Raw genomic sequence first — 25,003 nt, 5'->3', positions numbered from 1 at the left:
ATCAATTATAAATTTTATAACCTTAAACTGCCATTCGTTATATTCTAAAAAATAAAATAGTATTCAATTTTAAAATGTATTAAGAATCCAAATCGAAGGTTTCAGAAGGATTTTCCTGCGGATCATAATTAAGCATTCCTTCACCTTTAGCTATAATGGTGCAAACCGTGGCATCTCCAGTAACATTGACGACTGTACGAAACATATCCAGAATTCTATCCACTGGGAAGATTATGGCTATCCAAGCAGGGTTCAAACCAACCGATTCCAAAACGATAATAAGCATTACCAATCCTGCGCTCGGCACAGCCGCCGAACCTATGGATGCTAAAGTAGCTGTCAACACAATCGTTAATTGTTGACCCATAGTCAAATCAATCATATGCAACTGCGCAAGAAAAACAACCGCTACGGCTTGATATAAGCAAGTTCCATCCATATTTACGGTAGCGCCAATGGGGAGAACGAAACTGGTTATTTTTTTATCAACACCCAGATTTTCTTCAACACATTCCATTGTCACGGGCAGTGTCGCCGCACTACTTGAAGTTGAAAAGGCCAACGTCTGTGCTGGTGCCATTGCTTTAAAAAATCCTTTATAGGGAATTATTTTCACGAAAAGTTTCATCAATAAAGGATAGACAATAAAAATCATCAACATCAATCCTAAAAACACAGTAAGTGAATACCAGCTTAGGCCTTTAAAAATTTCATACACTTTGCCAATATCATCTCCGGCCATTCTGCTTACAACACCCGCCAACAAAGCAAAAACAAAGAAAGGTGCTGCTTGCATCACCAAATCAACCATTTTCAGAAAGACTTCCATTGTGCTGTCCATAAAAGCGGTGACAGGCTTCGATTTTTCATTGGGAATCAATAACAGGCAAACTCCAAAAAATATTCCGAAGAAAATAATCTGAAGCATCAACCCATTGTCTGTCAATGAAAAGAAGAAATTTTCTGGAACAATATCAACCAACGGTTGCAATGGTGTGGTTTCTTTTGTTTTTTCGACTGTCTGCATTTTTTCGGTAACGGAAGCATCTCTCAATTCACCTTTAGAAAGATCCGTAATTTTTTGAGCACGCTCAAAGAAGGCGGGATCCTGTAAATAATTTATTCCATCTTTAACTGGGTGACCTTCCGAGGCTGCCCAAATTTCATAACTTATCCTGTTGTCAATCCTACTTTGCTCATCAATTAGTTCTCCAGGTTTTATGGCATTTACCATAACCAATCCCAAAGTCACAGCAAACAGTGTGGTAAGCAAATACGCCAAGAGTGTTTTACCTCCCATTCTTCCCAAACTGGATGCGTCTCCAATATTCGCTACACCACTGATTATAGAAACCAAAACCAAAGGCACTGCAATAAGTTTTAAAAGATTGATGAAAATTTTTCCAAACGGCGCTATCCAATTGATGGTAAACTCGCTCCATCCAAGCTGGCTGGAAAGTAATGCCCAGATTATTCCTAATATCAATCCGATGATTATTTTCCAGTGAAGCGCTAGTTTTTTCATATAAGTTTTTGATTGTTTAAAGTCTCGAAGTTTTGTTCAATAAATAAAAATCTGCCATAACCAATGCAGCCATAGCTTCAACTATGGGCACCGCACGAGGCACCACACAAGGGTCGTGACGCCCTTTGCCTTCAGCTTCGGCCTTGTTTCCTTTGCTGTCAATTGTTTCTTGCTTTCGCATAATGGTTGCAACGGGTTTAAAGGCTACTTTAAAGTAAATATCTTCGCCATTGCTTATTCCGCCTTGAATTCCACCACTGTGGTTGCTCTTAGTGCTTCCGTCTTCATTAAAAATATCATTGTGCTCGCTGCCTTTCATTACAGTTCCTGCAAAGCCGCTTCCATATTCAAAACCTTTTACGGCATTTATGGAGAGCATTGCTTTGCCTAGTTCGGCATGCAATTTGTCAAAAACCGGTTCGCCCAAACCAATGGGTACGTTTTGAATTACACAAGTAACGGTTCCGCCGACAGTATCGCCTTCTTTTCGAATCGATTTTATATAATCCTCCATTTTTGAGGCCATTTCGGCATCGGGGCATCGAACAGGGTTTTTCTCAATTTCTGAAAAATTAATTTCAGAATAATTTTTCTTCAATTCCATTTCGCCAACGGAAGAAACATAAGCTGTAATTTTTATATTCTGAAGTAGTTGTTTTGCAATAGCACCAGCAACAACCCTACAAGCAGTTTCACGTGCTGAAGAGCGCCCACCACCGCGATAATCACGTATTCCATATTTTTTATCGTATGTATAATCGGCATGGGAAGGACGATAAACATCTTTTATATGGCTGTAATCTTGGCTCTTGTGATCTGTATTTTCAATAACGAAACCAATAGGCATTCCTGTAGTTTTTCCTTCAAATATTCCTGAAAGAAATTTTACTTTGTCTTCTTCTTTACGTTGGGTAACTATTGAAGACTGACCGGGTTTGCGGCGTTGCATTTCAGTGTTGATTGTTTCAAAATCCAAGGAAAGTCCTGCGGGGCAGCCATCTATAATTCCGCCAATGGCCGCGCCATGCGATTCGCCAAAGGTGGTAAGTTTAAATATTTTTCCGAAGGAATTGCCCGCCATAGGTTGGTTTTCAACAAATGTAAACGATAGAGACGAATAATGAAAATAAACATTATTCTTAATCTTTAAGAAACATTATACAATCCAAATAACCACAAAGCACAACAAACGTAACGTTGTGATAAAATACTTAGCCGTTAATTTTTCGAAATTTGTTCGATAAATATTTTTGTTTGAAAAGAAAGGTTGAACTTGTTGTAATATCTGATGTCCATTTGGGAACCTACGGCTGCCACGCCAAAGAATTGCTGAAATATCTAAATTCTATAAAACCCAAAAAAATAATCTTAAATGGCGATATTATTGATATTTGGCAATTTAGAAAAAGTTATTTTCCAAAAGCACATCTCTTAATTATCAAAAAGATATTATCGCTTGCTACCAAGGGAACCAAGGTCTATTATATAACTGGAAATCACGACGAGAAGCTTCGGAGGTTCAGCAATACGAAAATGGGTAACATTCAAATTATTGATAAATTACTTCTCAATTTAGATGGAAAAAAAGTTTGGTTTTTTCACGGCGATGTTTTTGATGCTTCCGTCCAGCACGCTAAATGGATAGCAAAGTTGGGAGGCTGGGGTTATGACATGCTTATCCTTTTCAATCGTTTCATTAATTATTTTCTTGAAAAAGCGGGCCAAGAAAAGTATTCTCTTTCAAAAAAAATTAAAAACAGTGTAAAAAGCGCCTTGAAGTTTATTGACGATTTTGAAACCACAGCGACAGATTTAGCAATTGATAATGAATTTGACTATGTTGTCTGTGGCCACATTCATCAGCCTTGCATTAAAAAAATAGTTACAGCCCAAGGAAGTTGTGAATATTTAAATAGCGGCGATTGGGTTGAAAATCTTACAGCGTTGGAATACAATAATGAAAGATGGACATTATATTCTTACCACGAACGCGAACATCTTTTGGTTCATATAGAAAACCAAATTGAAAGTGAAGATGAGGATATTGGAACCATGGTTGCAGCAATGAAAGCATTTAAAATCACGATTTAACGTTAGTACTTTAAAGCATTTTTCAAAATAGTTACTGGATGCAAGGCTTTCCTTCCAGTTCCATCAAGAATCTGATGTCTACAACTTGTTCCATTTGCTGCAATTAATGTTGCTCCAGTAGTTTTTCTCACCGATGGAAATAGCTTCAACTCCCCTATTTTCATACTCACATCGTAGTGCTCCTTTTCATAACCAAAACTTCCAGCCATTCCGCAACAACCTGAAGTAATGATGGTTGGTTTGTAATTTTCGGGAAGGTTTAAAATATCAAAAGTAACTTTCTGATTGCTGAGCGATTTTTGGTGACAATGCGAATGGATTTTAATTTCTTTTTCTTCCGAAGTGAACTGCGCTGCCGAAATGTTCCCTTTTTCAATTTCGTTTGCTAAAAATTCTTCTATCAAAAAAGTATGTTTTGAAATGTTCTCTGCAGAAGTTCTATCATCTGCCAATCTAAGATATTCGTCTCTAAATGAAAGGATAGCGGAAGGTTCTATACCAACCAAAGGAGTTTCTTTAGATACTTTTTCTTTTAAAAACGCAAGGTTTTTGTTTGCTTCCTTCTTCGCCTCATCCAATAAACCTTTTGAAATAAGTGCTCGGCCACTATCCAAAGTATCAATTACGGTCACTTTATAACCCAAACCTGATAATAGTAGAAATGAATCCAGTGCAATTTCAGCATCCAGATAATTGCTGAATTCATCAACAAAGAGCAATACATTTTTTTGAATTTCTTTATAAATATTACCTGAAGTAATATTTTGATATTTAATACCTTGTATTTCTTTACTGAAACTTTTAATCGAAATTTTTGGCAACGAACGATTTTGATGAATTCCTCCAATATTTTTTATAATTTTTGAAGTGAATCCATTCGCAAAATACCAATTTGAAAGTTTCGGAAATTTGGAGGCCATTTTGTTCAGTTTCGTACTTTTTCCGAATATTTTATTGGAAAATGAAATGCCGTTCGCTTTATTGTATTGGTATAAAAATTCAGCCTTAGCCGTGCTAATATCCACATTGCTGGGGCATTCGCTAGCGCAGGCTTTGCAGCTGAGGCAAAGATCAAAAACTTCTTTTAACACCTTGGAATTGAATTTATTGACGGCCTCATTATTTGTTAAAACCTCTCGCAAGGCGTTGGCCCGAGCCCGAGTTGTATCTTTTTCATTTTTGGTGGCGTGATAGCTGGGACACATTGCTCCAGCTGCTTCTGAAGTTTTTCTGCAATCACCACTCCCATTGCATTTTTCAGCTAAACGAAGGATCCCTTCAGAATCACTAAAATCCATCAATGTTTCAATAATTGGTTCTACTCTACCAACTTCATAACGAAGCGATTCATCCATTTTAAAAGCATCGACAATTTTTCCAGGATTGAAGATATTATGTGGGTCGAAAACGGCTTTAATACGCTTTAAAAGCTCGTAATTATTATCGCCAATCATCAACGAAATAAACTCTGCTCGCACAATGCCATCGCCGTGTTCACCAGAAAAGGAGCCTTTGTATTTTTTGCAAAGCAACGCCACATCAGTTGTGATTTTTCTGAAATATCCCACACCTTTTTTCTCTTTCAAATTGAGTATGGGCCGCAAATGCAGCTCTCCAGCTCCAGCGTGTGCGTAGTAAACCGCTTGTTGGTCATATTTTTTCATCAAGGCAGAAAATTCGCTGATATAGGCTGGCAAATCTTCCAAAGCTACCGCCGTATCTTCAATGCATGCAACGGCTTTCCGATCGCCAACCATATTTCCCAAAAGTCCCAAACCCGCTTTTCGGAGTTCAAGCGCCATTTCAATCTCTTCACCTTTTAAAACTGGATTGTCATAGGAATAATTTGAAACCTTTAATGATTCCAATAAAGATTCTGTTTGTTTTTCCAAATCTTCTTCCGAATTACTCTTCAGTTCCAACAATAGAACGGCTTTCGGATTTCCTTTCACAAAAAAACGGTATGGCTCGTAGGTTTTGTTCTTTTTGGTACAGTCCAAGATCACGTTGTCCATCATTTCGCAAGTGTGTAGGTTGTGCTGCATTACAACAACCACATCATTCAAGCAAGCTTCCAAGGTTTCGTAGTGTGTAGCGACCATTGCCGTAAATTGTGGCGGTAAAGGGTCTAATTGAAGCGTTATCTCAGTTGTAAAAGCTAGTGTTCCTTCACTTCCGCAAAGCAGATTGCAAAGGTTGATTTCTTCCTTAAAATCCCCAAAAACTGAGGTGTTAAGCAGACTGTCAACTGCATAACCTGTGTTTCTTCGGTGTATCTCAGGTTTTGGAAACTCTTTCCAAATTTCTTGCTGTGTCTCTTCAGGAATTAATTCATTATAAAGGGTCTGGTATATTTTTCCTTCCAAAGAATTCAATTCTGTTTTATATAAATATTCTTTTTTTGAAAGCGTTTCGAAAATAACTTCTTCGCCATTTGAAAGGATTGTTTTCAGTTTTAGAACTTTGTCGCGCGTTACTCCATATTGAATGGAAGTCGTACCACTACTGTTGTTGCCCACCATTCCACCGATCATACAACGGTTGCTTGTTGAGGTATTTGGCCCAAAGAAAAGTCCGAAAGGTTTAAGATATGAATTCAATTCATCCCTAATAACTCCAGGTTGAAGGGTAACTGTCCTTTTTTCAGTATCTAAAGAAATTATTTTGGTGAAATGTTTTGAAACATCAACCACAATTCCATCGCCAACACATTGACCCGCAAGAGAAGTGCCCGCCGTTCGTGGAATAAGTGATATTCCATTTGTTTCGGCAAAGGAAACGAGCTGTTTTATACCTCTTTCATTTTTTGGGTATGCCACAGCCTTTGGGACTTTTCGATATACCGAAGCGTCTGTAGCATACAATAGAGTATGAAGGGAATCTGTAAAAAATTCGCCGTTGAATATTCTTTGAAAGTCTTGGAATTGTGTTTTCATGTTATGTACTGTAAATGTAGAAAATTCCTTAACAAAATTTTGTAAATTTTCTACTGCAGATTGGCTTTGCCTTAACTATTGCCACTTTATAATACACCTACATTTACACTTCTTATAACTAAAAGAAAAATTATGAAAAAATCAATTTTATTGCTTTTGACTTTTATTGCGTTAGGAATACAAACCAACGCCCAAGAAATATCAAAAAATGCTATTGGGATTCGTCTAAGCGAAAGTGACGGTTTTGGCCCAGAAGTAAACTATCAACGTGCATTGGGCGATTCAAACCGGTTGGAACTTGGGTTGGCCTTTCACAGCAAACGTTATTGGGATGCCGCAAAATTTACTGCCATCTACCAATGGGTCTGGAACATAGACGGTGGATTTAATTGGTACGCCGGGCCTGGTTTGGGCGCGGGGGTTGTGAATTATGATAATAAGCATAAGGATTATCCTTATGACGACAGATATGACGATTCTGAGGCATTTGCCTTTTTAACTGGGGATGTTGGGATAGAATACAGCTTTGATTTTCCGCTGCTTATTTCTTTTGATTTCCGACCACAAGCAAATCTAGGATATAGAGACGACGTTAGTTTTGACGTAGGTTTAAGCGCGCGTTATCAGTTTTAGAAAATCATATTCATATTATTTTTGAAAGAAATGCCCCACCTAAAAGGGGCATTTCCCTTTTTAAAAAACAGGAAAAACCCTGTTTCAAGTTTCCATATTTTATCGCAATTTTAATCAAATTCTCTTAGAAGTGCATTTATGGAAAAGCATTGTGTAGATATTCACTGCCACCCCTCTTTAAAACCCTATAGCAAAAGTTTTAAAGATCAACCTACAAAACAAAATGCGCTGGATCCCAATAGGAAAAACTCCATATGGCATTACAACCCTCCTAATTTTCTTGAAAAGTTTGTAAACCGATTGATAACGCTTACAAAATTTACACAAACTGATCTTACTGCTCTGGCAAAAGCAAAATCTAAAGTTGTTGTTGTTTCACTTTATCCTTTTGAAAAACACTTTTTTGGGAAGGAAATAATCAGGGTAAAAAGAGTAACCGATTTTTTGGTAAACTTTACGGCAAACATTAGCCAATCACGGATGGATTATATACGCAACAGTAATGATTATTTCGTGGACCTGATGGATGAATATCAGTATTACCAAAAGCTCCACAATCAGGTTGAAAACATAGACGGGAAAATATATACTTACAGATTGGTGCGAAGTTTTCAGGATATTGAAAATAATTTTGCCAAAGAAACCGAGCTCAAGAAAATCATTAATATCCTAATCACCATTGAAGGCGGGCATAGTTTCAATACAGGCATAGAGATGAATAAAGACATGGCGAGCCGCAGTGAAGTTTTAGGTAACATAAAAGCCATTAAAGACTGGGAACACCGACCATTATTTATTACGTTGGCGCATCATTTTTACAATGAGCTTTGCGGACACGCTCGCAGCATAACGATTGGAAAGTTAAAAGAAAACCAAGATCGAGGCTTAAATTCTGGCATTACCGATTTGGGTTTTGAAGCAATCGATCTCTTACTTGATAACACTGAAGGAAAAAGGATCCCAATTGATATAAAACACTTGAGTACGACTTCTAGGAAAGCATATTATAACCTACTCGATACAAAATATACATCAGAAAAAATTCCAATTATCGCCAGTCATGCAGCTTGCAACGGCAAACATTCCATCGTGCAATGGGATCAAGTTGGCATTCCCGAACACAGAGAATGGTTCTGCGATATTGACATCAATTTTTATGATAACGAATTGATACGAATTGCTAAAAGTGATGGAATTTTTGGTATACAATTGGACGAAAGGCGTATTGGTAGTAGCAAAGCAATCTCTGATAGTAAAATGATTTTTCCAAATAAACGAAAACAACTTCAGAAGAAAGCGCTGTTGGTTTGGAGGCAAGTACAACATATTGCCGAAGTACTGGACAAAGAAAAACTATTTTGTTGGGGAATACAGAGTATTGGTAGTGATTTTGACGGAATTGTGAATCCAATCAACGGTTTGTGGACCGCCGAAAACATGAAAGATCTTGCCGAAGAAATGCTGGACCACGCTGAAGATTATCTTTCAAAAAATCTTATAAATCTCAATGATTTAAACAGAATCAATGCAGAAACAATCGTGGAGCGCGTGATGCACGTTAATGCGATGGAGTTTATTAATAGAAATTATTAAAGATTGTCAATTACTACTCAGCATCCATTCAAAAATCATGGGTTTTGGTAGTTTCTTGAATTTAACCATAGTAAAAGGCGTAGAAATAACCATGGTGGCATTTTCTCCTGCTTTTGGACCTTTTCCTTCGAAATGAATTACAACCTTGTTTTCCTTTTCAATAATTTCTATTACCGCAACGGAATGGCCTCCTGTGGATGTTTCGCCACTATTTATGAAAGCTACGTTTTCCTTTTCAAAATCTACTTCTGGAAGAGGAATCCCCGGCTTACGAGTAGAATTAATAGTAGCGAAGATTTCCTGAAATACCTCAGGCGTTTCAATAATTAGATTTCTTTGAGTAGTAAAATTGCTGTGTGAGTTTGAGATAAGTACCTGAAACGGAATGTTTTTGCCAGACACATTAGTTTCTGGAACAGCCGTTTTGCAAGCCGTTAATAATAACAAAGGAATTAAAATTACAATACTTTTAATGTACTTTCGATATAGCTTCTTCATATAGCTTTTCATACAAAGGCACAATTTTTTTTGTATCGTAAATCATTGCAGCCTCTATTGCCTGTTTCTTGAATTGGTTCAAAACTTCATCAGATGCTAAAATCTTCATAGCGTTTTCAGCCATTTCGTCCACATTGCCTACATCACTTAAAAAACCACTTATTCCTTCAATATTCACTTCTGGCAAACCTCCAGTATTACTTGAAATTACAGGAACTCCACAAGCCATAGCTTCTAAGGCAGCAAGTCCGAAGCTCTCCTTTTCAGAAGGAAGGATAAAAAGATCTGTAAAACAAAGAATTTTATCAACCTCATTGCTATTGCCCACAAATAGAACTTTTTCCTCAATACCTTTTTTGATACACAGATTTTCGCAGGCTTCGCGTTCGGGGCCTTCGCCAACAATAATTAGCTTTGAAGGAATTTTTTTCTGAATACGGTCAAAGACTTCAATTACATCTTTTACACGTTTCACTTTCCGAAGATTACTTACGTGAGAAATGATACGTTCGTCTTTGTCTGCCATCAAATCACGCTGACATTCGGTAAAAGTATTTACTTTCTTTGGAATATCAATAAAATTTGGAACTACATGAATTTCCTTTCTAATATCGAAAAGTTGTAGCGTGTCTTCTTTCAAGCTCTTTGAAACGGAAGTTACTACATCACTATTATTTATGCTGAAGGTAACTGCTGTTTTATAAAAAGGATGGCTCCCAACCAACGTAATATCGGTTCCGTGAAGTGTTGTAACCATTGGGATATAAATGTTTTCTTCTTCCAGCATTTTTTTCGCCATATAACCAGCATATGCATGCGGAATGGCGTAATGTACATGAAGTACCTCGATTTTATGGAGTTTAACCATATCTACCAACTTGCTGGAAAGCGCCAGCTCGTATGGCTGATAGTGAAACAGGGGGTATTCTGGAACAGAAACTTCGTGAAAGTGAATGTTTTTTGAAAGCAATTCCAACCGAACAGGTTGTTTGTAGGTTATAAAATGTACTTCGTGACCGTGCTCGGCAAGTGCCAAGCCCAACTCTGTGGCTACTACTCCACTTCCACCAAAGGTTGGATAACATACTATTGCTATTTTCATTTTATAGTTTTCAAGTTTAAAGGTTCAGGTTTCAGGTTTTCTAAAATATTCTAAAAATTAATAGTCAATCGCCTCGTATATGGCCTCTTGGATTTTGCTGCGCAAATCACTCTTAATCAACTTTCTATTTTCGGGATCGGGAAAGGTGCGGTTCGATAAAAAGACGTACACTATTTCTTGTTCAGGATCTGCCCATGCAAATGTTCCTGTAAATCCGCTGTGCCCAAAGCTTGTCATTGAAACACAGCCGCAAGTTGGCCCGGAAGTTCCCAATTGGGGTTTATCAAAACCAATTCCACGTCTCACATTTTTATCGCAATAATAACAAGTGTTGAAAAGATCCAATATGTCGGGGTTGAAATAACGCTTACCGCCATAAAAACCTTTCCAAAGATACATTTGCATTATTTTTGCAACATCGTTAGAATTGCTGAATAATCCCGCATGACCACTTACGCCGCCAAGCATCGCTGCTCCTTGGTCGTTCACATAACCTTGAACTTTCTGCTTTCTGAAAACATCATCTTGTTCGGTAGGCGGAATATTGTCTTTTGAAAACTTTTCTAAAGGATGGTACATTGTGTAATTGGCACCCAAAGATTCGTAAAGGTTTTCTTGGACAATCATTTCCATTGGTTGTTCAAATTTCCGTTCAAGATATTGCTTCAAAATGTAGTATGGAAGATCGCTGTACTTATATTCCAGTTTTGGGTTTAAATCACTTTCACGAATATCTTTGTATATAGTATCCATATAATCCCTTCGCATATAAAGGTTTTCAGCAACTTGCACGTTAAAATCCTTTCCTGGAATATCGGAATAATATTTTGAGGAAACGCCTGTTTTTTGTTCATTATAAGTATGCCTGTAAAAAGGAATCCAAGCCTTGAAACGCGCATAATGCGAAAGCATTTGCTTTAAAGTAACATCTGCTTTGTTTGAGTTTTTATACTCAGGAAGCATTTCAGAAAGCTTTGTATTCAAGCTTAATTCTTTCTTATCTGCTAATTCCATCACTATGGGCAGACTTGCTAAAATTTTTGTCAATGAAGCGAGGTCGTAAACAGTGGAATCGCGAACTTCCTGTTTTTTATCGTATTCGTGGTAGCCGAAATTTTTCTGATAAATAATCTTTCCTTTTCGTGCCACTAAAATCTGCGCTCCTGGATACATTCCTTCACGGATCCCCAAATTTGCGAGTGAATCTATTTTTTTCAGTTTATAGCTGTTCACGCCCACGCTTTCGGGAGTTCCATATTGTAATCTTCGCAAAGATTTTGTTTGCAAAAAAGTGTTCAATGGAAAATCTTCTCCTAATGAAACTGGCAATTTGCCCTTCGCCTCTCGAGCCCCAAAAATTAGTTGAGCAGAAAGTTGTTGTGAAATTTTACTGTTTTGATAAGACATTATTACACCTTCAAAATTTGCGGTGGTTTTCAAATCTAGCATAGCATATGGTCTCGCAAAAACATCTAGTATTACAGTATTTGTCCTTGCAATTTCATAAAGCCAAACGAGTTCATTTTCAGAAAATTCAAACTTTTTCCAAGGGGTTTCGTTGCTTCTGTGAAAGCCGATAATTACATAATTATATTCCTTTAATTTCTGAACATAATCGTCTAGACTAATAGCCTTAACCCAATCTACATTGCCGTATTTTTTTAACTCGTTTAAAAAATCTTCTCCGGAATCATCGCCAAAATTGAGGTATGCAATTTTTTTCTTTTGAAGATCTTTAATAGGAAGAATGGCGCGGTCGTTTTTAATTACGGTCAATGCATTGTCCATCGCTTCTTCGTAAAGCGCATCATCGTTCACGGAGTTTAAATCTTCAACCAGATAGGCCAGACTTACGGGTTTGTAATGATTTAAGCCAACTTTGTATTTAGCATAAAGAATTTTCTTTACTGAATATGCCAAGCGTTTTTCGGTAATTATTTCTTCGTTGTATGAATTAATGAGAAATTCCATAGCCTTCGGAACATCTTCGGAAATTAAAAGCACATCATTTCCGGCCAAGAAAGCTGCCAGTTCAATTTCGCCAGGATTCTTAAAGTCTGATGCACCTTTCATATTGAGGGCATCGGTAAAAATAAGGCCATTGAAACCCATTTCTTTTTTCAAAAGATCTGTAACCACTTTTGAAGAAAGTGAAGAAGGGTAATTCATTTGCGGTTCCAAAGCAGGAATATTCAAATGCGCCACCATCACACTATTCAAGCCTTGGTTTATCAGTTTTTTATAGGGATACAATTCCAAAGTATCCAACCTTTCCCTTGAGAAATCCAAGGTGGGTAGGGTTTTATGGCTGTCCATATCAGTATCGCCGTGGCCAGGAAAATGTTTTGCGCTTCCCATAATTCCTGCACTTTGCATTCCCTTCATGAAAGCTAGTGCCTTTTCGGTTACGTTGTCTCTGTCCTCTCCAAAAGAACGGTTACCGATTATTGGGTTTTTTGGATTTGTATTAATATCCACAACTGGAGCAAAGTTTATATGAACACCCAACCGTTTGGATTGTTCACCAATACGGCGACCTACTTTTTCAACAATTTTATTGTCGGTAATGGCACCCAATGTCATATTCCACGGAAAAGCATACGTAGAGTCAAGTCGCATTGCCAACCCCCATTCTGCGTCCATCCCAATCATTAAAGGTATTTTGGCTAATGATTGAAATTCATTATTCAGTTTCGCTTGGCGTACTGGTCCTCCTTTTGAAAAGATAATTCCTCCCAGATGATAATTCGTGATTAAGTCTTTTATTTTATCGGTTTTGGCTTTTGGATCGCTACTGAAAATATCAGCCATAAAAAGCTGGCCCATTTTTTCTTCCAAAGTCATATTTTCGTAGATGCTATCAACCCATTTCTTTTGGTTTTGGAAATCCTTTTTAAGGATCAAGGGATTGTTTTCCTGAGCAATTGCCGGGAAATATATAGATATAAGAATACAGGCTAGCAAAAATTTCTTCATAGCATGGAAAAGGGATTATGATAAAAACCGATTGTGCCAACTTTCTGTGGCAGGAACTTCCCAATTTTCAAGGTATTCTTCTTTTGTATTTACAAGATTGTTAAAGACGACAGTATTTTTTGAAACCGATTTGTCCTTTGCCATTTTTCTGAAATCGGTCAAAGGTTTATAGGCTATATATTCGCCCGAATAGAAGGTAACATTCATTTTATCGAGCAAGTCCACATCAAATTTTTCTTGAAGCGATTGAATAAAATGTACCGACGCATCAATACTGCAGCCCGAAGCCGACGCATTGGCCTGATTGAGGCCGAGAACAATAAAGCGGTTGTATTTTATTTCGAGTCCAGCTTCAAGTTCTGCGCCGTGGGCGGTCCATTTGGTGAGGAAATCGTTTGTAAGTTCGGTAATTTGAGCAACTTCATCATCGCTCAACTTTCTATTGGCCTGATATACCCATACTCGGGAATCATCAGGCAGGTTTTTAAAATCTATCAACATTATTTATAAATCTTCTGCATTTGCAATCATTTCTGCAACGTCCATCACTTGCACGTTTTCTTCAGCGTTTTTGGCCTTTACCCCATCCGTCATCATTACCATACAAAACGGGCAACCGGTAGCAATTATTTTTGCCGAAGTCTCCATAGCTTGTTCGGTTCGTTCTACATTCACGTCTTTATCTCCAGCTTCTGGTTCCTTAAACATCTGCGCTCCGCCAGCACCACAGCACATTCCGTGTTTTTTGTTGCGTTTCATTTCTACCAATTCCACTTCCAGTTTTTCGAGTAGATTTCTTGGAGCTTCGTATTCGCCATTGGCTCTTCCCAAATAACATGGATCGTGGAAAGTGATTTTTTTTCCTTTGAATTTTCCGCCTTCCACTTTCAATTTACCTTCATCCAATAATGACTTAAGGAACTGGGTATGGTGCATTATTTCATAAGTACCACCAAGTTCGGGATATTCATTGCCTATTGTATTAAAACAGTGCGGACAAGCTGTTACAATTTTCTTTATTCCATAACCATTCAGCACTTCTATATTAGCCATAGCCTGCATTTGGAAGAGGAATTCATTTCCAGCTCTTTTAGCGGGATCGCCCGTACAGCTTTCTTCTGTTCCCAAAACTGCGAAATCTATGTTTGCTTTGTGAAGTAATTTCACAAAGGCTTTGGTTATTTTTTTTGCTCGGTCGTCAAAACTCCCTGCGCAGCCCACCCAAAAAAGCACTTCGGGCTGCTTGCCTTGTGCCATATATTCGGCCATTGTTGGGACTTTTATTGGTTCACTCATTCCTTAAGGTTTCAGGTTCCAGGTTTCAAGTTTCAAGTTCATAACTTTGAACGTTGGAGCTTTTAATTTGGAATTTTAGATTTAATCTTTAAATACTTCTATTGTTACTTCTTTTTCCACCAAGTCGGTGAATCTTCCTTTGTATCGCGTGGCTCTCACCAAATGGTTATCAACCCAGTGATAGTTACCGCCACGGGGCTTTCCCATCAACATTGTGTGGTATTTAAAACCGTGTTTGTCAAGCCAAGTCTCTGTTACTTCACGATGGGCTTCTGTTCGAGAGGTGAAAAAACAAATGATGTGGCCTTCGTCATACCATTTGTTCAATGTTTTTAACGCATCGGGAAATGGTTCACAGGTTGCCATTCTTTCAGGTTCTTCATTGGGAATATCCTCGGTAATGGTTCCATCAATATCAATCAAGTAGTTTTTTATCCCTTCAGGAAGAATTGGGCTCACATGTTCGCCCTTTTCTACTTTATCGTGCAACATTTTTTCTACTTCTTCTTTTTTCATAGTCATGACCGCAATCGCGGATATCTTTTCGTTTTAATCAAAATTTTCAATCAATTCTCATTCTTCCAGTTCAAACGGTCCATTTGGTTATAGGGCCAAGGCGCTCCGTTGTTTTCTATGTTGGTCATTGCAACGTTCAACTCAGTTGGCGCAGCAGACTGTTCCATTACCAAATATTGGCGCATATCCATAATAATACTCAAGGGGTCTATACTTACGGGACAAGCCTCTACACAGGCGTTACAAGTGGTACAGGCCCAAAGTTCTTCGCGTGTAATATAATCGTCCAACAACTGTTTTCCGTCTGGTTTGAATTCGCCGTTTTTGTCGATGTTCTTCCCTATTTCTTCCAAGCGGTCTCGGGTGTCCATCATTATTTTTCGGGGTGAAAGTTTTTTACCCGTAATATTTGCTGGACATTCACTGGTGCAGCGGCCACATTCTGTACATGTGTATGCGTTTAATAGTTGAATCCTGCTTAAATCCATTACATCGCTAGCGCCAAATTTTGAAGGAGCTTCTTGTGTTCCTTCAGCGGGAGCCGCAAATGGATCTACGTTTGGATCCATCATCATTTTCACTTCGTTTGTAACTGATTCTAAGTTTTTAAATTTTCCTTTTGGGGTTACTTTTCCGAAGTAAACATTCGGGAAAGCCAATAAAATATGTAGGTGCTTGGAAAAATATAGATAATTAAGGAAGATGAGTATTCCCAAGATATGCAACCACCACGCACCCCGCTCAATGGCGAAAAGTGTTCCTTCTGAAAACCCGTCTATAAGCGGAACGATGAATTTACTAATAGGAAATGATCCAGCTTCAACATAATGGGCCGCTCCAAGAGATTGTAATGATTGATCGGCAGCGTTCATTGTTAAAAACAGTACCATTAATACCATTTCAAAATAAAGGATAAAGTTACCGTCGTTTTTTGGCCATCCTTTCATTTCAGGATTCCAAAATCGTTTTAATTTTTGAATATTTCTTCGAGTCCAGAAAAGAATAACGCCCACTAAAACCAATAGTGCTAATATTTCAAAAGATCCAATTAAAAAGTTGTATAGTCCTTCTGGAAGTATTGTGGAAAGAACGCGATGCGTCCCGAAAATACCGTCGATGATAATTTCCAGCACTTCAATATTAATAATTACAAAACCAACATAAACAAAAATATGCAGCAAACCCGGAATGGGTCTAACAACCATTTTTGATTGTCCCAGTGCAATACGGACCATATTACTCCATCGTTGCCCTTTATTATCAGAAGCGTTCACTTCTTGGCCCAATTTGATATTGCGGATTATTTTACGGATGTTGAGCGTAAAATAACCTATTCCCGCCGCGAGGGCAATGCTGAAGAGTATGTTAGGAAGATACTGCATGATTTATTCGTCTGGGTTGTCCGGTGTTACGTATTCTTTCTGCTTTTTACCAAAGACTGAAATGTTTACGTAACGTTTTGGATTTAGTTTAACATCCTGAAGAAGTTGTTCAAGTTGTCTTGAAGCACCTTCTAAATTGTCGTATAGTTTGTCGTCTTTAAGCAGTTTTCCAACAGAGCCCTCACCACTATCAATTCCAACCACAATTTTATTCATCCTGTCAATCATATCTTGCAGGTCTGAAACCAATTTTCCAGTTTCTAATTGTGCCAAGGAATCGGTAAGTTGGGAAAGATTAGTTGCGGTTTTATCCAGATTGGTAAACGTATTGTCCAGTTTTCCTGTATTGTTAGCCAGAATATGGTTTAGGTTTTCGGAAACTCCTGAGAACGAATTCAAAGTATTATTCAGGTTTTCGATGGCTTCTTTCAGGTTTTTTCGCGTTTTTTCATCAACTATGTCGTTCACATTCAACAATAGTGTGTCAACGGTAGCCAATGTATTGTTTACTTTTTTCTCTAAGGGCCCGAGTGCTTTAGTAACGGCGGTCAGCATACCATCTTCCACATCGCCACGCAGGGTATCGCCACTTTTGGCAATATTATTTGCATCGTACTCAGGGTAAATACCTAAGTTTTTTCCGCCGAGAAGGCCTGAACTATATATTCTAACTACACTATTTCTAGAAAAGTCGAAATCTTTTTCTAAGGTAAATTTAACCACTAACCCCCCTTTTGAATTGGCAAAGGAAATTTTTTGCACCTTCCCCACGGTGAGACCATTAATTGTAACTGGGGCCGCTTGAGCCAAACCCTCCACATTGTCATATTTCACGAAAAATTCACGGTTTTTATCGAGAAGGTTGGTGCCTTTTAAAAAACTATAGCCAAATATTAATAACAATATGGCGCCAATGGCAAGAATTCCGGTTTTAACTTCTTTGGATAGTCTCAAGAGTGCAATTTTAGATTTTGAACAAATTTAAGTGATAAATATAAAGAAAGCTTGCTAATTGGCTTTCGATTTTAACACTTCTGGCACATTAACTTTTTTTCCATTTTTGAATGCAACAATGTATGCAGATGGAAAACCTTTTTGCTGCACAAATGTTTTCATAACCTGAATTTTGTTGTAGTCAGAGGTTTCGGCGTAGTAATACTTAAATAGTCCGTCTTCCTTGACGCGCGCTACATCTTTGAGTCCCTTAAAATTACTGGGTTTCGGGTCCAATTTTCGGCTGGTAGCAGCCAATTGTACTTTAAAAACCACGCCTTCGTAGTTATCTACTTTAGTTGTTTGGATTGCTTTTTCAACTTCTAGTTCCTTTACTTCGGGGTCTTTAATATTATTGTTTGCTACGGAAAGACTGTTAATGTAGGTTTTAATGGCACTACTTATTTCCCGTGCCATATCGGTCTGTCCTTTTGCGGAATTCAAATAAGCCCCTTCGTTTTTATTGGTAAGAAAACCTGTTTCAATCAACACACTTGGTATATAAGTGTTGTGAAGTACCCAAAACCCAGCCTGTTTTACACTGCGGTCGTTTTGTTTCAGATTGTTTACAATATTATTTTGCACCAAACTTGCCAAAAGAATACTTTGGTCTAGGTATTCTTCTTGCATTAATACCATTCCTATTAACGATTCTGGGGCATTTGGATCGAAACCGCCGTATTTTTCCTTATAGTTGTCTTCCAAATAAATAACCTCGTTTTCTTTCTTTGCAACCTCAAAGTTGGCTTGGCTTTTGTGCAATCCAAGAACAAAGGTTTCTGTGCCAAAGGCATTGCTGCTGTGGGCATTACAGTGAACGGAAACAAAAAGATCTGCATCTGCCCTATTAGCTATTGCGGCACGTTCACGTAATTCAATAAAAACATCTGTTTTGCGGGTATAGATTACTTTTATGTTTGGAAGTTTTTCCAGCTCTGCCCCTACTTTTAAAACAATATTGAGTGATATTTCAGATTCTTTATAACCATTTCCTTTGTTTCCATGGTCGTGCCCACCGTGCCCAGCATCCAAAACAACAACAAATGTTTTTATAGGGTTTTCAGCTGCAGAAGCAGGTAAATTAATTATTGTGAAAATTATTATTAATAAGAAAGCAGTAAGAGTTTTCGTTTGCATATACTTGTTAACGATTGATATTATTCATTATTATTACAAAAATTGACGGTTTTAACCACGACCGCTGTGCAAAAAGGCTAAGGAAACAGGACAGATTCGAATTTAAAATAAGGAGTATCTAACTTACAAAACCAAGCCGTCATTTTAACTGTCTCCCTTTAATCCTGTTTCATTTCAGTCATGTTTCGCACTACCATTTCAATGATATTTTCTTTTTTTCAAAAATTTCAATTAAAAAAACGTACCCCAAAAAATATGTTTATTTTTGACCGTTTCAAATACTGAGCCAAATCTACAAAATAATAGCATCAGAGCATTGCAGACCAATAGGCATTACTTAACAATCTTCTTAACATTCCTGCTTCTTTGCAGTGCAGTTTTACATGCACAGGACATTCCGCCAAAGAATGAAGCTAACATCCCCAAAACCACCAAAGAAGATACTATTTCAGTAAATCTAAAACCGATTGTTGATGAAATCAACGAGCAAGCTCAAGACACCGTAAAGACTGATTCTATAAAGCCTCCCAAAGAAACCTTGACGGATGTGGTTGATTATTATGGCGAAGATTATGTACTTCTCAACAGAAAGGAGAATAGAGTTTATATGTACAACAAAGCTTACATTATCTATGGAGATATGCGTATAGATGCGGGCTTGATAATTCTTGACTACAACAAAAACGAAGTTTATGCAAAAGGAATAGACAGCGCAGGGGTTTACAGCCAACGACCCATTTTCGTGCAAGCAGCTAATAAAGTGGAGCCTGATTCCATTCGGTATAATTTTGACACAAAAAAAGCACTTGTTTATAACAGCCGAACGGAGCAAAACGGTTTTCGGGTTATTGCCGAAGTGACCAAAAAAGTAAACGATTCTGTGGTTTATCTTCGGAATGTGAAGTTTACCACTTCAAAAAACATTGACGATCCGGAATATTATTTCTACACCCGTAAGGCGAAGTTTGTTCCCAAGAAAAAAATTGTAACAGGTTTAACCAATATGTACATTGCCGATGTGCCAACACCTGTGGGACTACCGTTTGCATATTTCCCGTTGACAGAAGACCGTACTTCTGGTTTTATTATTCCTTCGTTTGGGGAGAACAATAGTCGCGGTTTCTTTTTTCAAAATGGCGGTTATTACTTCGCCATCAATGATTATTTGGATTTTAGCCTTTTGGGGGATTATTACACCAACGGAAGCTATGCCCTTCGTGGGGAATCTGCTTATGTGCTGAAATATAAATATCGCGGAAACTTCAGTGCACGTTATGAGTACCTTGTTCAAGAAGAGCGTGGTTTTCCTAATTTCCAAGAAAGCGCTATTTATAACATTCGCTGGTCGCACATGCAGGACACAAAGAGTAATCCGAGTTCTCGTTTTTCGGCTTCAGTAAACTTGGGGAGCAGTAAATATTTCAACCAGTCCATTAATCAAACCAACAATGCCAGCGCATTGGTGAATACGCTGAGTTCTTCCATTTCTTACGCAAAATCATTTGAAGGTGATCCGCAGGTAAATTTTACACTTGCTGCCACCCATTCGCAAAACACAAATACGCAGCAAATATCCATGTCTTTGCCAAACCTAAATGCGAGTGTTTCCAGAATATACCCTTTTGCCCCAAAGGATGGCACTAAAAAAGGCATTATTCAGAATATAAATTTTCAATATGATATTTCCGCAGAAAACCGAATCCAGACTACCGATTCGCTTTTCTTTAAACCAGAGATGTTCAACAGCGCGCAGATTGGGGCGCAGCACAATATTCCCCTCACCACAAATTTTAAAATTCTTAAATATTTAAGTGCTTCCGCAGGAACTAACTATCGGGAAACCTGGGTTTTAAAAAGCACTCGCAAACGCTATGACGAAGCCGCTTTTGATGGTCAAGGTGGCGTTGTTCAGGACACAATCCCTGGCTTTGAAAGTTACCGAACCTATAACTTCTCAACCAGTTTAGGAACTACGCTGTACGGACTTTTTAACTTCGGAAATGATAAAAAAATACAGGCCATTCGCCACGTGGTGCGCCCTTCCGTCAGTTATAACATAAATCCGGCATTTGATAGGTATTATGACGAGTTCATTATACCCGAAACAGCCAATGAGGCTGCGGGTGAAACCGTGCAATATTCCCGTTTTGAAAACACGCTCTACGGTCCGCCGAGTAAAGTATATTCCAGCAGTATCGGGATGTCCTTGAGCAATACTTTTGAAGCCAAGATGCGGGATAGCGATACCACAGCTGTGGAACCCAAAAAAGTTACGTTATTGAACAACCTGAACTTTTCTACGGCTTATAATCTTGCGGGTGATTCTTTAAATTGGAGCCCGCTGCAATTTAACGGAAGCATCCCCATTGTGCCAAAACTTGATTTCAACTTCAGTGGGTCTTTGGATCCCTATGCCTTAGATAACAACAATAACAAAATAGATGTTTTCAACATTAACAATGGTGGAAGTCTGTTTAGGCTTACCAATGCCAATGTGAGTATCAACTATTCCTTTAGCAGTAAAGATTTTGAAGCAAAAACCAAGGATACTGGGATAGACAATGAAACCTTCCGAAACGGTGGCCGACCGGATGATCTTTTTGGGGAAGCTTCCAATATTTATGATGGGCAGATTTATAAAAACAACGAGGAAGAAGACGTTGATAAAACTAACATTGAGTGGTACAATTTCACCATTCCCTGGGATGTTCGCTTTGCATATACCATCACCTACGGCAATGGCCAGCGGCAAAATGAAATATCTAGCCAATCGTTTATGATGAGCACCAATATGGAACTTGCGCCCCGCTGGACCGTAGGCGTTTCCTCGGGTTATGATTTTAAGAACAAAGGAGTTACCCTTACACAGTTCCGTTTCCAACGCGATCTGGAAAGCTGGCAAATGAGCTTCAACTGGACGCCCATAGGCAGTATCAACACGGCTTGGTATTTCTTTATAGGTATAAAATCTTCTATGCTTAGTGATATTAAGTATGACAAGCGTAGGGAAAGTGATAAAAGGCTTTAAATCAATGAATGATTATTAATGAGTAGTTAGATTATACTAATCATTCATTACTAATTACTCACTACTAATTACTCACTACTAATTACTAAAACATGAAAAAGATAATTACGACACTGCACGCCCCTGCTCCAATTGGCCCATACAATCAAGCGGTTCTTAACGGCATTATGCTCTACACTTCTGGGCAGATAGCCATTGACCCAAAAACAGGTAACTTGGTAACGGATGATATTAAAACCGAAACTAAACTGGTAATGGAAAACTTAAAGGCCATCCTTACCGAAGCCGGAATGACGTTTGAGAATGTTTTGAAAACCAGCATTTTTATTAGCGACATGCACAACTTTGCAGCCATCAACGAGGTGTATGCAACTTACTTTAATGAAGCCACTGCCCCAGCCCGCGAAACGGTTGAAGTAGCAAACCTGCCCAAATTTGTGAATGTGGAAATTTCAGTGATTGCTTCGTTATAAGTGACTATTAGAAAATTTTAAAAAACCCCTACTTTTAAACGTGGGGGTTTTTTTATTAAAAGCCTTTACTAATATAGTCTGATATTTTTTTAAAAAACAAGCCCGTTTGTAACAAAGGCTACAAAACAAATCATTTTTAACAATTAATTTTGATTAAAACTTAAGAATGATGCAAAGAATTATATTATTAGTAGCAGCAACATTAATTTCATTTTGCAGCTTTTCGCAAACAGCTCCTTTTGAACTTAGCATAGAGCCAATAAATATTAATGGTTTAGGAGGAATTCAATCATATGCCGTTGGCCAAGACAATGGCAAATGGCTTATTGTTGGTGGCCGTTTAGATGGATTGCACCGAAGACAGCCTTGGGCCGCTTTTGATATCGCGGGAAATAACAATCAATTAATTGTTATAGATCCACTCACAGAACAAAAATGGTCAGCACCACTTACTTCATTGCCAACAGGAATCCAAGAACAATTAAGTTCCACTAATATGGAGTTTTTTCAAGAAGGAGATTATTTATATTGTATAGGTGGTTATGGATATAGTGCAACAGCAGGTGATCATACAACATATGCCAATCTTACTGCAATAAAAGTTTCTGATGTAATTAATGCCATTGTAACAAACTCAAGCTTTTCAAGCTATTTTAGGCAAATTGCAGACCCTCAATTTCAAGTTACAGGTGGTGGATTAAATAAGATATATGATGTTTATCATTTGCTTGGTGGGCAAAAATTTATTGGTAGATATAACCCCAATAACGGACCAACATTTGTTCAGGAATATTCCAATCAAATTAGAAGATTTACAATCGCAGATAATGGAACTTCCATAACAATTAATCACCTGCCATCTTATACAGATACTGAAAATTTGCATCGAAGAGATTATAATGCAGAAAGTCAAATATTACCAGATGGAACAGAAGGTATCACTATGTTTTCAGGAGTTTTTCAACAAACTATAGATTTACCTTTTTTAAACTCTGTTACTGTAGCTTCTGATGGATATGCTGTAAATAATGCATTTCAACAATATTACAATCATTATCATTGTCCCGTATTGCCAATATATTCAATAACAGAAAATGAAATGCACTCAGTGTTTTTTGGAGGCATTGCTCAATTTTATGATAATAATGGCACCTTAGTTCAGGATGACAATGTGCCTTTTGTAAATACAATAGCACGAGTTACAAGAGATGCCAATGGCGTAATGTCTGAGCATAAATTACCAATAGAAATGCCCGCATTACTTGGATCTGGCGCAGAGTTTATTCCAAATTTAAATTTCCCGCATTTTGAAAATATGGTTTTTAAACTAGACAACATTACAAATGAAAATACCTTAATAGGGTATATATTTGGTGGGATTAGTAGTTCTCAGCCAAACATTTTTTTCATTAATGATGGAACTCAAAGTACGGCAAACAACCAGATATTTAAAGTATTTATAAAAGCAGCTTCCCCACTATCAATTGATGACTTTAACGCCGCAAGTACAGATGTGCTTAATTTAAAAATTTATCCAAATCCAAATGACGGAATTTTAAATCTACAATTTAATTTAATAGAAAAAGATGATGTGAAAATTTCCGTTTTCGATGTTAAAGGAGTGCTAGTAGATAAAGTTGTTTTGAAAAATTTAAAAGCAGGTAAAAACAATTATTCAAAGGAAATTAAAAATCTTACCAAAGGAGGTGTGTATCTAATCACTCTTGAAACTTCAACTGGAAAAGTAACGCATAAATTAATTATAGAGAATTAAATGAAGATAGATTAAAGTTTTTTTTATTACTATTTCCAATTAAGGTTTACGTAAATACGTAATCCTTTTTTTTTGAAACTAATAGAATTTCATCCAATGGCTTTTGAGCTAGCGAATTCGCAATATGATAAAGGTTTAGATATACAGGATTTATTGTCACTATGGAGGCCAAAAACTAACTGCTGAACACCAAGCTGGCAACGCTTATGGAGTTAAGGCGGAAGTAGTTGGGTTTTTAGCTATATTTGGAGTTAAACAATATAACCCTATAAGGGCGTATAAATGTAACAGTTGCATTTATACACATGTTGCCAGTAATTTGAAAGAATCTTGGAAGTAACCAAAAAAGACGTAGAGAAACTAATTGAAATAAAGAAAGCAGATTCTTTTCTCAATCATTTATGGAATTTTATTTCTCGTGATTACCGAGCGCAAGGCGAAATTAGTAGAAGCTTTATAAAAGTTTGGAAACAGAGTTTTTGGAATGGAGGATTTTATCCTGTTTTTAGATTTGAGTTCAATGCAAATAATCATTTGATAAATATAACGGGCAAACTTAATCCCATTGCTAAATTGCTGATTGGACTTATATCTTGTGGATTTATAATCGGTATTTTTCCAAAAAACCCTACCGAATTCGACTATTTAAGTTATTGGTTGCCAATTTCCGTGGTAATTATTTTCTTATTTATTTTGATTTTTATTTTTCGGAAATTATACCTTTTTGAAAAACGAAATCAACTCGACGATATATTTGAACAATTAGATATAGAAATTGAAGAGAAGAAACCTGAAAAAGAGTGGTCTGCCAAAAACATTTTAATTAGACTTTTCACATATCCATTTTGCTTATTTCTAATCGGAATAAATGTTTTTTTAATCATTCCGAACGGACAATATATTTTGGCATTAGGAAGCCTTGCAATGGTTTCCTTTTATCTTATAGTGGATTTGAAAATGATATTTCGAGAAAAAACTACTGGCAACAATGTATAAAAAAATAGGGCAAGTAAGTGCTAAACCCAATGTTTCAGGCATATTTGCGAGGTC

The 25,003-nt window shown here is 37.4% G+C and carries 19 protein-coding genes; 7 read left to right on the top strand and 12 right to left on the bottom strand.

From position 1 onward, the window contains the following. Positions 1-79: 79 nt before the first annotated feature. Positions 80-1,525, bottom strand: coding sequence for a dicarboxylate/amino acid:cation symporter (locus ESU54_RS03945; RefSeq protein ID WP_111843841.1), 1,446 nt, complete (start codon positions 1,523-1,525; stop codon positions 80-82). A gap of 16 nt (positions 1,526-1,541) precedes the next feature. Further along, positions 1,542-2,606 carry a chorismate synthase gene (gene aroC, locus ESU54_RS03940; protein ID WP_111843840.1) on the bottom strand — a complete coding sequence of 355 codons (1,065 nt, stop codon included), beginning with the start codon at positions 2,604-2,606 and terminating at the stop codon, positions 1,542-1,544. Between the two features lie 173 nt (positions 2,607-2,779). Here aroC and ESU54_RS03935 point away from each other — a divergent pair, with 173 nt between their 5' ends. Then, the gene (locus ESU54_RS03935; RefSeq protein WP_111843839.1) at positions 2,780-3,616 is read left to right on the top strand and encodes a UDP-2,3-diacylglucosamine diphosphatase; all 837 of its coding nucleotides are present in this window, start codon (positions 2,780-2,782) and stop codon (positions 3,614-3,616) included. Positions 3,617-3,618: 2 nt separating this feature from the next. Here the strand turns inward: ESU54_RS03935 and ESU54_RS03930 are convergent, their stop codons facing one another. Further along, a complete protein-coding gene (locus tag ESU54_RS03930) occupies positions 3,619-6,552 on the bottom strand; it encodes an FAD-binding and (Fe-S)-binding domain-containing protein (RefSeq protein WP_111843838.1) in 2,934 nt (977 codons plus the stop codon). A 132-nt stretch (positions 6,553-6,684) separates the two neighbouring features. Here ESU54_RS03930 and ESU54_RS03925 point away from each other — a divergent pair, with 132 nt between their 5' ends. Together ESU54_RS03925 and ESU54_RS03920 are read left to right on the top strand one after the other, a co-directional pair. After that, entirely contained in the window at positions 6,685-7,185 is a 501-nt protein-coding gene (locus ESU54_RS03925; RefSeq protein WP_111843837.1) for a hypothetical protein, read from the top strand. 138 nt (positions 7,186-7,323) lie between these two features. Then, positions 7,324-8,778 (top strand): amidohydrolase family protein, encoded by a 1,455-nt coding sequence (locus ESU54_RS03920; RefSeq protein WP_111843836.1) that lies wholly within the window; start codon positions 7,324-7,326, stop codon positions 8,776-8,778. Positions 8,779-8,784: 6 nt separating this feature from the next. On the opposite strand, the gene ESU54_RS03915 is transcribed toward ESU54_RS03920, so the two are convergent. The 9 genes from ESU54_RS03915 to ESU54_RS03875 all read right to left on the bottom strand — a co-directional run bounded on the left by ESU54_RS03915 (position 8,785) and on the right by ESU54_RS03875 (position 18,678). Then, positions 8,785-9,276 (bottom strand): protease complex subunit PrcB family protein, encoded by a 492-nt coding sequence (locus ESU54_RS03915; RefSeq protein ID WP_160113259.1) that lies wholly within the window; start codon positions 9,274-9,276, stop codon positions 8,785-8,787. Beyond that, complete coding sequence (bshA, locus tag ESU54_RS03910) at positions 9,248-10,378, bottom strand: N-acetyl-alpha-D-glucosaminyl L-malate synthase BshA (protein WP_111843834.1); 1,131 nt, start codon at positions 10,376-10,378, stop codon at positions 9,248-9,250. Before bshA ends, ESU54_RS03915 begins: the two co-directional genes overlap by 29 nt. A 57-nt stretch (positions 10,379-10,435) precedes the next feature. Next, on the bottom strand, positions 10,436-13,354 hold the full coding sequence (locus ESU54_RS03905) for a glycoside hydrolase family 3 N-terminal domain-containing protein (protein ID WP_111843833.1): 2,919 nt from the start codon (positions 13,352-13,354) through the stop codon (positions 10,436-10,438). A gap of 15 nt (positions 13,355-13,369) precedes the next feature. After that, entirely contained in the window at positions 13,370-13,855 is a 486-nt protein-coding gene (locus ESU54_RS03900; protein WP_111843832.1) for an ABC transporter ATPase, read from the bottom strand. Between the two features lie 3 nt (positions 13,856-13,858). Next, complete coding sequence (locus ESU54_RS03895; protein ID WP_111843831.1) at positions 13,859-14,650, bottom strand: (Fe-S)-binding protein; 792 nt, start codon at positions 14,648-14,650, stop codon at positions 13,859-13,861. An 81-nt stretch (positions 14,651-14,731) separates the two neighbouring features. After that, on the bottom strand, positions 14,732-15,166 hold the full coding sequence (locus ESU54_RS03890; protein WP_111843980.1) for an LNS2 domain-containing protein: 435 nt from the start codon (positions 15,164-15,166) through the stop codon (positions 14,732-14,734). A 50-nt stretch (positions 15,167-15,216) separates the two neighbouring features. Next, positions 15,217-16,548, bottom strand: coding sequence for a (Fe-S)-binding protein (locus tag ESU54_RS03885; RefSeq protein WP_146848078.1), 1,332 nt, complete (start codon positions 16,546-16,548; stop codon positions 15,217-15,219). Positions 16,549-16,551: 3 nt separating this feature from the next. After that, the gene (locus ESU54_RS03880; RefSeq protein ID WP_111843829.1) at positions 16,552-17,502 is read right to left on the bottom strand and encodes an MlaD family protein; all 951 of its coding nucleotides are present in this window, start codon (positions 17,500-17,502) and stop codon (positions 16,552-16,554) included. Positions 17,503-17,556: 54 nt separating this feature from the next. Continuing rightward, entirely contained in the window at positions 17,557-18,678 is a 1,122-nt protein-coding gene (locus ESU54_RS03875) for an N-acetylmuramoyl-L-alanine amidase family protein (protein WP_146848077.1), read from the bottom strand. A 265-nt stretch (positions 18,679-18,943) separates the two neighbouring features. Between ESU54_RS03875 and ESU54_RS03870 the strand changes: the two genes are divergently transcribed. The 4 genes from ESU54_RS03870 to ESU54_RS03855 all read left to right on the top strand — a co-directional run bounded on the left by ESU54_RS03870 (position 18,944) and on the right by ESU54_RS03855 (position 24,949). After that, positions 18,944-21,706, top strand: a complete 2,763-nt coding sequence (locus ESU54_RS03870; RefSeq protein ID WP_111843827.1) for a putative LPS assembly protein LptD — start codon at positions 18,944-18,946, stop codon at positions 21,704-21,706. Between the two features lie 92 nt (positions 21,707-21,798). After that, complete coding sequence (locus ESU54_RS03865; RefSeq protein ID WP_111843826.1) at positions 21,799-22,179, top strand: Rid family detoxifying hydrolase; 381 nt, start codon at positions 21,799-21,801, stop codon at positions 22,177-22,179. A gap of 166 nt (positions 22,180-22,345) precedes the next feature. Next, positions 22,346-23,953 carry a T9SS type A sorting domain-containing protein gene (locus tag ESU54_RS03860; protein ID WP_111843825.1) on the top strand — a complete coding sequence of 536 codons (1,608 nt, stop codon included), beginning with the start codon at positions 22,346-22,348 and terminating at the stop codon, positions 23,951-23,953. A gap of 330 nt (positions 23,954-24,283) precedes the next feature. Continuing rightward, a complete protein-coding gene (locus ESU54_RS03855) occupies positions 24,284-24,949 on the top strand; it encodes a hypothetical protein (RefSeq protein WP_111843824.1) in 666 nt (221 codons plus the stop codon). Positions 24,950-25,003: the final 54 nt, after the last annotated feature.

Source organism: Aequorivita antarctica, assembly GCF_007997155.1.
GTDB classification, from domain to species: domain Bacteria; phylum Bacteroidota; class Bacteroidia; order Flavobacteriales; family Flavobacteriaceae; genus Aequorivita; species Aequorivita antarctica.
The sequence above is the reverse complement of the archived record's forward strand: the minus strand, read 5'-3'. Positions and strand labels throughout refer to the sequence as shown.